This is a genomic window from Flagellimonas oceani, from assembly GCF_011068285.1.
GTDB classification, from domain to species: domain Bacteria; phylum Bacteroidota; class Bacteroidia; order Flavobacteriales; family Flavobacteriaceae; genus Flagellimonas; species Flagellimonas oceani.
The window spans coordinates 4540537-4551501 of the sequence record NZ_CP049616.1; the positions used below are offsets into that span (position 1 = coordinate 4540537).

Consider the following 10965-nt stretch of genomic DNA (forward strand, 5'->3'; position numbering starts at 1 on the left):
AGCGAGGTTTCGACCTCGCTTTTTTTTGCTATTCTTTTTCCGGAATTATGGAGTCCGGAATGTTGTCCGGTGCATCAATCGGAACGGAGCTTTCCATGTCCGGGTCTATTGGAGGGATCGATTCATCCATTACATCCTCCTCCTCATCTACAAATTGGGAGAACTTATCTATGTATTCATTAAAAATGATCGTTTCCGACTCTGCCAATTCCTTATCTCCATTTTCAATCAAGATATCAATGTTTCTGCGGTAGGCCTGCATGTCGGATAGAATGTCGTCTATTTTATCGTATTGCTCGTCCAAAGGAATGTTGGCGTAGTATTCCAGATGTTCTTGATAGACATTCTTGAGCTTGTTGAACAGTTCGCGCGCTTTTTGGGTTTCCCCCACTTTGTAATAACCGTCTACAAATGGTTCCACAAAGGCATAGAAATAATAATGGTCCACTGGCATGTTCTCCATGGCAATGTTGATCACATCTTTGGCCTCGTCGATTTTGTTTTCTGCGATCATTGTTTCCATCAAGCGGGCCAAATTACTTCTGAAAGAAAGTCCCTGCGAACGTGTTTGGGGGTCGTGGTAGATATCATCGCTTCCTGAGTTGCCCCATTCCCAATCCTTGACGATGTCGTACATCAGATCGGAATCGATTCGACCCATTTCAAAAGAATTTCGGTTCGGTGTTTTTATGGGCACCAATTTGTACACCAGACCATCGAGTTGAAGGTAATCCTTCATCCAAATGTATTCTGCGCTGTCAAAACTACCTCCAGAGAAATAGATGGGACGTTTCCAATCGTTGTTGGCGATGATGTCCAACATCAATATCCTGTTCTTTGGAAGTGCCCCGGTAGGTAAGTCGATATCGATATAATCTACGATCAAAGCGGAATCTTTTTCTTTGACCAACCCGCTTTCCAATACATTTTGTTTGTTGACAGGAATCCTGATCTTATTGGTGGGGTAATACACAATATCCAAAGTGCTTTCGGAATAATTGCTAAGATCGGCACCTTGATTGGTCAAAATATGTCTGAATTTGGTTTGTGGCTTGTCACTGCCCACCCAATTCATAAAATCCTTAATGTCCCATCTATTGTCGGTAACCTCTTGATAATAGATGGCATCCCTGGTTCCGTAGCTGTACTTGTCGTGTGTTAATTGTGATGGTATGGGGTCGCTTTCGTACGCTTTGCGTTTCATTTGGTCGATGTACCAATCCGTAGCGAACAAACTTGTATTGATTACCCTTACATCGGTACGATACTTTTCAATTTCCTGAGCATACCAAATTGGGAAGGTATCGTTGTCCCCGATGGTGAACAACATGGCGCCAGCATCTTCTTGGCAGGAATCCAGATAGGCTTTTGCGGTGGCCGGTGCGGTGTACCTGTCCGACCGGTCATGGTCGTCCCAGTTTTGGAAGGCCATCAACAGGGGCACGACCAATAAACATAAGGTTGTGATGGCGGGTGCGGCAATTTTGGCGGAAATCAGTTTTTTAAACTCTTCAAAAAGTCCGTATACACCTATCCCTATCCAAATACAGAAAACGTAGAAGGATCCCACTAAGGAATAATCCCTTTCCCTGGGCTGAAAAATGTAGGGGTTGGTGTAAAACTGTATGGCAAGTCCCGTGAACATAAAGAACACAAACAGTACCCAAAACTGTTTGGGGTTTCTGGATACTTGGAACACAATTCCTAAGATGCCCAATAATAAGGGAAGAAAGAAGTAGGTGTTTCGGCCTTTATTGTTTTTCCAGTCGCTCGGAAGATTTTCTTGACTTCCCAAACGGATGCTGTCGATAAAATTGATGCCGCTCAGCCAATTTCCGTTTTCATCGTACCGGCCTTGCATATCGTTTTGCTTCCCTACAAAGTTCCACATAAAGTAGCGCATGTACATATAGCTGAACTGGAAATCAAACAGGTATTCAAGGTTTTGTCCCAATGTGGGTGGTTGCACTTCAATGTATTCCCCAAATTCCCTTAAAAAGCGAATATATTGTTCGGTGTCGAGCTCTCCTTGTGAATAGGCCGTTTTGAATTGGTTTACGGCTTGGCGAAGGTCGTTGTTGGAGATGTATTCGGATTTTATCCGAAACTCGAGGGCGCCAAAATAGCGCATATAGTTTTCGGCATGTTGGTCGCTCCACATCCGTGGCAAAAGCCCCACATGCTTTTCGTTGGGTCCCGGAATCGCACCTTTATAATGGTTTACGATAACATATTTGCCCAGTTCGAGGTCCTTTTCATACTTGGGGCTGTCGTCCCTGTCCTCTCCAGAAGGGGCAAAGGTATCCGAGTAGTAGGCGCCATAAACGGGACTGTCAACCCCCGGGTATTGTTCCCTGTTGTAGTAGGCCAGTAGTGCCCGTGCATCGGCAGGGTTGTTTTCGTTGACGACTGTTTTTGCATTTGCCCTGATGGGAAGCATCAACCATGACGAGAACCCAAGGATGAGGAACATCAAACAGAGCACCACAATATTGGCATTGTAGTAATTGTGTTTTCGGGTATACCTCAAACCGAAATAGAAAGCGGCCACAAATAAAAGTCCCATAATGATGGATCCCGAATTAAAGGGAAGCCCGATTTCGTTGATAAAGAACACTTCGCTCCAACCAAACAGCTCCAATACGTAGGTCAACGAAAATTTATACACCAAAATAAGAACGGCAATCACCACTATGTTGGCCAACAAAAAGTTTTTTACCGTGGTGGTCTTGTATTTTTTGAAATAGTAGAGCAATCCAATGGATGGAATGGCCAGGAAGCCCATAAACTGTATTCCGAAGGTAAGCCCGATCACAAACGAAATGAGCATGAGCCAACGGTGCCCTCTGGGGTCGCCCAGATTGTCCGTCCATTTTAAGCCCAGCCACATTAATAGGGACATGATCAAACTGGCCATACCGTATACCTCGGTCTCAACGGCATTGAACCAAAAACTATCCGAAAAAGTAAAGGCGAGCGCACCGACCAAACCACTTCCCAAGATGGCGATGGCCTTGCTATCGGTCATTTTTTCCTTTTTAACGATCAACTTTCCCGTTAAGTTGGTAATGGTCCAAAAAGTGAACAAAACTGCGAAAGCACTGGATACGATGGATACAGCGTTTACCATGAGGGCGATCTTGGTCTCGTCGCCAAAGGCGAACATGGCAAAAAAGGCGCCTATCATTTGCAAAAGCGGAGCTCCCGGTGGGTGCCCTACCTGTAACTTTGCCGAGGTGGAAATATATTCCCCTGCATCCCAAAAACTTCCTGTGGGTTCTACGGTCAGGGCATAAACTATAAACGCTATGGCGAAGGATGCCCACCCTAGGATGGTATCCCATTTTTTGAAGTCTTTTACAAACATAAGAGTTGGTTGTTAACCGAATTGTGGCGAATTTAGTAAATATAGAACAGAAGCCTAGCCCTTTTTGGAAAACCTTTAACACCCATGTTCAAGAAAAATAGCGTGTATTCTTGTCAAAAATATTTGTTGAAACCAAAGTTTGTTTTAAATTTGCACGCTCAAAAGCTGGATCAAATTTAGCTTTTATATGGTACTGGCCTATGGTGTAATTGGTAACACAGCTGATTTTGGTTCAGTCGTTCAAGGTTCGAGTCCTTGTAGGCCAACAAAAAGCCCCTTAAATCATCGGATTTAAGGGGCTTTTTTTATTGATTTTCTTCCAAGCTACACAATTTGCTTGTCCATATTGGGGATGGGCCTGTAGGTATAATATTGCAGCACCTCTTCCAACGCCATTTTTAGCGCTTTGTTGATGGGCATTATTTTGGAGCCTAGCTGATAGTCGATTTGGGTCAATTGCATGTAATAGTCCGTAAAAACGGGAACATACAATCCCTCGGTAATGGCTTTGGTGGTTTTCTGGTAACTGTCCGCTTGTTCCTCTTTGATCACCTTGCAGGTGGCCAATCGTAGATTACCGTACTTGTCCTTACTGGCCGCATATCCAAATAGCCTGCAAATAAGTCCCCTGTGGCGATAACTTCCGCAATGCCCTTTGCTCAAAATGGAAACAGGGGTCAACAGAAAGCAAGTCTGCTCAGCGGACGAACTTAACGTATCCAGTGCCTCTTCCGCCTTGCCCGATAAAAATAGCTGGAATGCCCAGGGTAAAAACTCCAAAGGTGAAGCATCAATATTTGGAAAAGTGCAACATTTTCCACATCCAGAAACACAGCCAAGTTTCGATTTTTCCTGAAATTGCCGGGTCTCTAGCTCCAACTGGTCGAATAACGTTTCAACCGATCGGACTTTCTGATCTAGTGTCATTATTGGAGGCCGAAATTAGCTCTTATTTTGATTCGTGATGAAAATATTTTTTAAAACTAATGCGGATTTGAAGGTTTCTTCAACATGCGATCAAAATTTATACAATGGTCAATTGACTTTATTGGTAGTAATTTGATATTTAGGATTGTAGCATTCAAAAAATAATTCCATATTTGGAATATCTACGCAGCATTTACCCCAAATCTTTTATTAACCTATTAAATGCGAAAGCGTATGGATCAAATTAACAAATTAAAGGAAGTACTGGACAACTTTGACTTTAAAGTAAGTCTTGAAAAATCCAAAGTAAAGAACAAGAGTAAATATTCGGTAAAAAAAATAAAGGAAGATATCCTACTTTTTTCAGAAGCTTACCTATTGGTAGATGGTTATTCGGAATACAAGGAAGAAGATATCCCTTTGGGCGCCACAAAACTGTATGGGTCCCCGCATCTTCCAGATGATATACATCCAGATGATGATGAAATTTTTTTGGGTCAGTTTAACATGGAACAACTAAAACCCTTTGATTTTAAAAACATACTTCCAATAGATAGTGGCATGTGTTATTTTTTTGTGAGACCCGGAGAGGATATGGATATGGGCCGTCCATTGGAGGATAATTCTTCTGATGATGAAGATGATGAAGATGAAGAGCAGTACATGGATGAATTTGAAGAGGAATATAACGATTCACTCCGTGTTTTGGGAAGGGTATATTATAGTGATACTCCCATAGATCAGCTTAAGGTACGCAAAATTCCAAACGGAGGAAAGAGCGTTCCTGCATCCAGGGTATTTGATTTTAACAATGCATCTGAGAACATTTTTTTTGAACAATCGCCTTATTTTGATTTAAAGGGTATTTTAGGGGAGGACTACGATCACTTTATGAAAGAGTTGGAATCCAATGATGTCCGTTTTAACGTTTACGAATATTCTTCAGAATTACCGGATGAGTTCTTTTTTGGGCAACCCCAATGTTTACAGGGAGAAGGAGATGGAACACCTGTTCTTTTTTCTGTGGATAGTTTGTCGGTGGACTTTTGCGATTCGGGAGACTGTGTCTTTAATTTTTGTTTACCGTACCATTTCAAGAATATTGAAGATGGAGGCCTTAACATTAGTTGTACTTAATACTGTCCCAAAACTAAAATCAACCCTCTGGATGTTTTTTCAGAGGGTTGATTTTTTATCAATTTTTGTTCACTCGGTAAGTAACCCCTCGGTTGGTGATCACCCTTCCGGTCTTTACGGTCAGCAATGCTTCATCCGATGCTAAGGGGGGACAGCTGCCGCCATTGTTCGAAACAAGGACACGGTAAATGTATCCGTTCAACGAGGTGTCGGGTGTTGTCAGCGTTAAGTTTGCGGTCTGTGTTCCAGTGTATTCCGAACCATCGGCAATCGGTACAAAATTGCTTCCACCGTCAGTGCTCACTTGCCACTGGTAGGTGTCCACGTTGGAGGCCACAACAGAAAAACTTCCATTGCTCCCAACTATCACGGTCTGGTCCACTGGTTGGGTGGAGATGGAAAATGGGGTTACGGTAATGGTTTGTTCTACATCCAATGCGTTTCCGGCATTGTCCGTTATTCTGTAGGTCCGGGTAATTATTTCTGGATTGGTTCCCCCGTCGCTCACATCGCTTATAAATGTTACCGATGGATTTTGGGTCGCAATTATCCGCTTCGTCCGTAATCACCGTTACGTCCGGAGCTGGAATGTCCGTGGAACAGTTTACCGAAATTGGTGAAGGCGCGCTGGCTGTAGGTGCTTCCGATTCTACCGTTATTGTGGTTGTGGCGGCCAAATCGGGGTAAGGTGGGTCGCCGGGCATACCGCCATATTCCACCAAATACCCTTTGGGTTGATAATCGCCACTTGCGGCACCGGTATTGGAAAGGTCGTTCCATGAGCCTGGTAATCCAACCCCTGGTGCTGTAATATGTGCATAGTCTTCGTTACCGGAGTTGTTGGGCTCCCCTGAGTTCCAGAATTCGTAAGCAAATGCTGTGCCTCCGCCGGTTCCTCTCCAAAAAAGCGTTCCCGCTTCCGGTCCCGTTACCCAATACCAATCACCCTCGGTCGTGGCATCACTGGCTCCGATCCATCCTGCCCCGGGGGCCTGCGAGCCCAAGAGGTCGGATTCGTCCTGTATGGAAATAGTGGCGAGATAGCCTTGAAGTCCATAAAAGGAACGCAGTGCGGCAGCATCTCTGGCAGCTGTCCATGTGATTCCTTCTGCGGCCACGTATTCGTAATAGTGTCCTGTGGACTCTAAATAGTTGGCCTCGTTCATTACTATGGAGAATGTTCTGGTATCCCCACCGCTCACCGTGGCCGTGGTTTGAAACACGACATCGCTGATCGCTGCTTCAAATTCGGCCAATGTTGCCGGTCCTTCCAAGAAAAGTCTTCCTTCGGAAGTGTCCCAACTTGCTGTTATGTTCGGGTGTGTTCCTGTTAAGCTCAATACATCGCCAGAAACATTGTAGTTAGAGGTAACTTGAATGTAGACGGCATCCAATGTGCTGCTGTCCGTATCCGTAATTTCCACACTCTCCACAACGGGAATTGGGTCGCCCGGACAAAATACCTGGTTTCCGGTAGCGGTTATGGATGGTGGGTCGTTGTCGTCAAAAGTATCGTCCCTAAAATCAAGATCTCCCCCGGAGGCAACGTCGCCATCGGAATCCGGAAGTATTAATGAACCTCCATTGGTGTTCAATGGATTGTCTATGGTGCCTCCTGGGTCGGCGTATCCGGTTGTGGTGTCGATGGTATTGTCGAGGCCGTCATTATCGCTATCCGAGCCGGAAAGTGTCAAAACTGCTTCAGTGGTGTCGGGCGTTCCATCATTGTCAGCATCCGTATCCATAAAATCAGGTGCTCCGTCGCCATCGCTATCCACTGGGGTGATTCCGCCCCCTTCGTAGGCATCGTCCAGACCATTGTTGTTGGCATCGGTTCCGGAAGGTGCTATATAGCTTAAAGATGTTTGTGCTTCCACATTGTCGGGTATGCCATCGCCATCACTGTCCTGATCTTGATAGTTTGGAATGCCATCACCATCGGTATCTGCCGTAGTGCAATCAACCGCACCGCCGTAGCTGGCACCATGGACACGAGCTCTGGGTTGATAAGCCATTACCCTAAAGGATTGAAAATTACTTTGTGATACATTAAAGGTTATTTCGGTAATCGACCCAGAGGGAATTGCGGTGGCATCAGCTAAATAAGAGCCATTGGAATATTGGATTTGCATGTCCGAAGTGCCCGATGCTGCCGATAAAAATACGCTCACCGTAGTCCCTATTGGAATTGGGTTGGCAAATTGAAGTGATATGGTGGATTGACCTTCATAGGTAGATGTGGAGTTATAGGCATATGAGGTTCCAGGATTTCCTTCCGCATTGGAGGGGTCTCTAAAATATTGCACATTGGTCGCCGTTTGAACAAAGTTTCCGCTGGCGCCTCCACATTCGTTGGTGTCGAGGATGCCATCATTGTCATCATCGATATCGGTTACATCGTCAATTCCATCGCCATCTAGGTCGATAGCCCCGACACTACAGGTGGAATATAATTTTGAAAAAGGAATGTTTTGTTTGCCTATAGAGGGCCCTTGATATGCTACGGATAGATTTTCTCCTCCGCCGTTTTCAAAAAACAATACGGTGATGTCGTGCAATCCGGGCGATAAGGTTATGGTTCCCGAACGTTCCTGGGAGCCATGGGCGCCATCGTTGTTGACCACTTGCGTGCCATTGATGTATAATTTGGAGCCATCATCGGAAGTGGTGTAAAAAGTATAAGTTCCCTGTGTGTCGATTTGGATAAACCCTGTGTATCTTATACTGAAATTGTCGGTATCCCCGGGGTCTTCTTGATTTTGAAGGGCGTCTACGTCAAAACTGGTAAAAGTGCCCGAGCCAAGAAAGCCGGTTGTCGGAATATTGTCCACGGTGCTTCCCGATGGCGAGCTGTCGTAAAACTCAAAATCGACTTCGCCATTGCAGAGTCCGGACCTTGCTTGAATCGTAACGTTGTCAATAAAATATTGCTCCACGTTATCATGATTCATCATACGAACCCTAATTTGTAGACTCGAGCTACCTGTTGAAGGGATATTTACTGTATAGGATGGGCTCAATGGGTTGGAAGCCGAGCCGGATACGTTTACAAATTGTTGCCAAGAACCCCCGTCAATGCGATATTCACCAATGAAATAGTCGCTTCCGTTATCCATCTGACTTTGGTCGTTCACCCGAGTTTCCATTCTAAAGGATACGAAATCGTAGCTGGAAATGTTTATGGGGTTCACTTGCCAAATACCTTCTGCGTCAAGGTTTCTTCCTCTTAAAGCATTGTTGTTTACGGATAGTCTATTTCCTAGGTTTGTGGTCCATCCTGTGGCGGAAGGGCCGGTTGCCGTTCCCGATTGTATGTTATCGGCGTAGCTGTTAAAATTTTCGCTCCAAATAGTGGTCTGAGAGAATGAAAGAAACGTACCCAATAGAAAAAATGCCAAAATCAGCATCCATCCTTTGGGAAAATGGTTCATCTTCTTATTGCAGAACGAGGTTGTGCCCATGAATTTAATTGAATATTGGTCAAAATTAATTAGTGTACAACGGCTTCAAAATATTTGTTGTGAAAGGGAGCAAAAAGAGTGTTAACCTTAATATTAGTGGAGAAAGGTATGTTCCAGTGGGGTCGATGTTGGGTAGTTGGTGCTGTTGTTCCCTGGTATTGGCTTTGGTGATCGATGGGTAAATCATTGAAAAATAGATAGGGGGCAACTTATTTTTGTTCGAAGAGGGGTTGCACAAGCGATATTATTTGTTGTATATTTGCAAAACTGAACGGATATAAAAGTATTCATGAGGGGACCTTGAGTCCCCTCTTTTATTACTTATTTCTCATTTTTATGTTGAAGGATAAAGTGGAATCGTTGCTGGGCAAGGCGTTGGAAGAGCACTCTTCCCTGTTCTTGGTCGATTTTAAAATGGGCGGCGACAACAGTATCAAAGTGGTTTTGGATGGAGATGAAGGCGTGAATCTGCAAGATTGCATGAACATTAGCCGGGCCATTGAACATAATTTGGATCGTGAGGAAGAGGATTTTTCTTTGGAAGTGACATCCGCAGGTGCCACTTCGCCGTTGCGATTGCCACGTCAGTACAATAAAAACATTGGAAGAAAATTACAGGTCAAGACCAGCTCCGAGCAATTGGAGGGAACACTGGTGGCGACCTCGGCAGATAGTATTACCCTGGAGTGGAAGGCCCGTGAGCCCAAACCCGTGGGTAAAGGAAAAGTTACAGTACAGAAAAAGCAGGAAATCGCCTTTTCTGACATTCAAGAGGCAAAAGTTAAATTAAAATTTTAATTGTAGTAGAAAATGGAAAACCTAGCGCTCATCGAATCCTTTTCGGAGTTTAAGGACGATAAGTTTATTGACAGGGTGACCCTTATGGCGATTTTGGAAGAAGTGTTCCGAAGTGCGTTAAAGAAAAAATTTGGTTCTGACGACAATTTTGATATCATTATCAACCCCGACAAAGGGGATTTGGAAATATGGAGAAACCGTGTAGTTGTTGAAGATGGAGAGGTAGAGGAGCCAAACGAAGAAATTTCGTTGTCCGAAGCTAGAAAAATCGAGCCCGATTTTGAGGTTGGTGAAGATGTATCGGAAGAGGTAAAGCTTATCGATTTGGGAAGAAGGGCTATTTTGGCGTTGCGCCAGAACTTGATCTCAAAAATCCATGAGCACGACAACACGACCATCTACAAGCAATTCAAGGACTTGGAGGGTGAGATTTACACCGCCGAGGTTCATCATATTAGGCACCGTGCAGTAATTTTGTTGGATGATGAAGGGAACGAGATCATCCTTCCGAAGGAAAAACAGATTCCGTCCGATTTCTTCCGTAAGGGGGACAATGTTCGAGGTATCATCGAGAGCGTGGAGCTTAAAGGAAACAAGCCGGCCATCATTATGTCGAGAACATCGCCCATTTTCTTGGAGCAATTGTTCTTTCAGGAAATTCCAGAGGTGTTCGATGGCTTGATTACCATCAAAAAAGCGGTTCGTATCCCCGGTGAAAAAGCGAAGGTTGCCGTTGATTCTTATGATGATAGAATTGACCCAGTGGGTGCCTGTGTAGGTATGAAAGGGTCGAGAATCCATGGCATTGTACGAGAGTTGGGCAACGAAAATATAGATGTGATCAACTGGACGAACAATCCGCAATTAATGGTGACCCGTGCATTGAGCCCTGCAAGGGTGTCCTCCGTTAAATTGAACGATGAGAAGAAAACAGCCCAAGTATACCTGAAGCCGGAAGAAGTTTCCAAGGCCATTGGTAGGGGAGGGCATAATATACGATTGGCCGGTCAATTGACTGGTTACGAAATAGATGTGTTCCGAGAAGGTGTTGAGGAAGATGTGGAATTGACCGAGTTCTCCGATGAAATCGAGAGCTGGGTGATCGAAGAGTTCAAGAAGATTGGATTGGATACCGCACGCAGCGTTCTGGAGCAAGATGTTAAAGACTTGGCGAAGCGAACCGATCTGGAAGTGGAAACAATTCAGGAAGTCGTTCGCATCCTCAAGGAAGAATTTGAAGATTAGGCTTATATTAGCAGCGAAAATTTAGGGCAA

Annotated in this window: 7 protein-coding genes and 1 tRNA gene; 4 read left to right on the forward strand and 4 right to left on the reverse strand. The window is 44.5% G+C overall.

What is annotated here, in order from left to right:
* Positions 1-28 precede the first annotated feature (28 nt).
* The gene (locus GVT53_RS20630; RefSeq protein ID WP_166250325.1) at positions 29-3367 is read right to left on the reverse strand and encodes a glycosyltransferase family 117 protein; all 3339 of its coding nucleotides are present in this window, start codon (positions 3365-3367) and stop codon (positions 29-31) included.
* Positions 3368-3561: 194 nt separating this feature from the next.
* Here GVT53_RS20630 and GVT53_RS20635 point away from each other — a divergent pair.
* Positions 3562-3633 (forward strand) — tRNA-Gln (locus GVT53_RS20635).
* Between the two features lie 58 nt (positions 3634-3691).
* Here GVT53_RS20635 and GVT53_RS20640 read toward each other — a convergent pair.
* Positions 3692-4294 (reverse strand): YkgJ family cysteine cluster protein, encoded by a 603-nt coding sequence (locus GVT53_RS20640; protein WP_166250326.1) that lies wholly within the window; start codon positions 4292-4294, stop codon positions 3692-3694.
* 234 nt (positions 4295-4528) lie between these two features.
* On the opposite strand from GVT53_RS20640, the gene GVT53_RS20645 reads away from it, so the two are divergent.
* Positions 4529-5431, forward strand: a complete 903-nt coding sequence (locus tag GVT53_RS20645; protein WP_166250327.1) for a DUF1963 domain-containing protein — start codon at positions 4529-4531, stop codon at positions 5429-5431.
* 58 nt (positions 5432-5489) lie between these two features.
* On the opposite strand, the gene GVT53_RS20650 is transcribed toward GVT53_RS20645, so the two are convergent.
* A complete protein-coding gene (locus tag GVT53_RS20650) occupies positions 5490-5735 on the reverse strand; it encodes a hypothetical protein (RefSeq protein WP_166250328.1) in 246 nt (81 codons plus the stop codon).
* Positions 5725-8892: a PA14 domain-containing protein gene (locus tag GVT53_RS20655; RefSeq protein WP_166250329.1), complete on the reverse strand. Its 3168-nt coding sequence runs from the start codon at positions 8890-8892 to the stop codon at positions 5725-5727. The genes GVT53_RS20650 and GVT53_RS20655 overlap by 11 nt, the downstream gene beginning before the upstream one ends.
* A gap of 336 nt (positions 8893-9228) precedes the next feature.
* On the opposite strand from GVT53_RS20655, the gene rimP reads away from it, so the two are divergent.
* Together rimP and nusA are read left to right on the forward strand one after the other, a co-directional pair.
* Positions 9229-9690, forward strand: a complete 462-nt coding sequence (rimP, locus tag GVT53_RS20660; RefSeq protein ID WP_166250330.1) for a ribosome assembly cofactor RimP — start codon at positions 9229-9231, stop codon at positions 9688-9690.
* 12 nt (positions 9691-9702) lie between these two features.
* Positions 9703-10935: a transcription termination factor NusA gene (nusA, locus tag GVT53_RS20665; protein WP_166250331.1), complete on the forward strand. Its 1233-nt coding sequence runs from the start codon at positions 9703-9705 to the stop codon at positions 10933-10935.
* Positions 10936-10965: the final 30 nt, after the last annotated feature.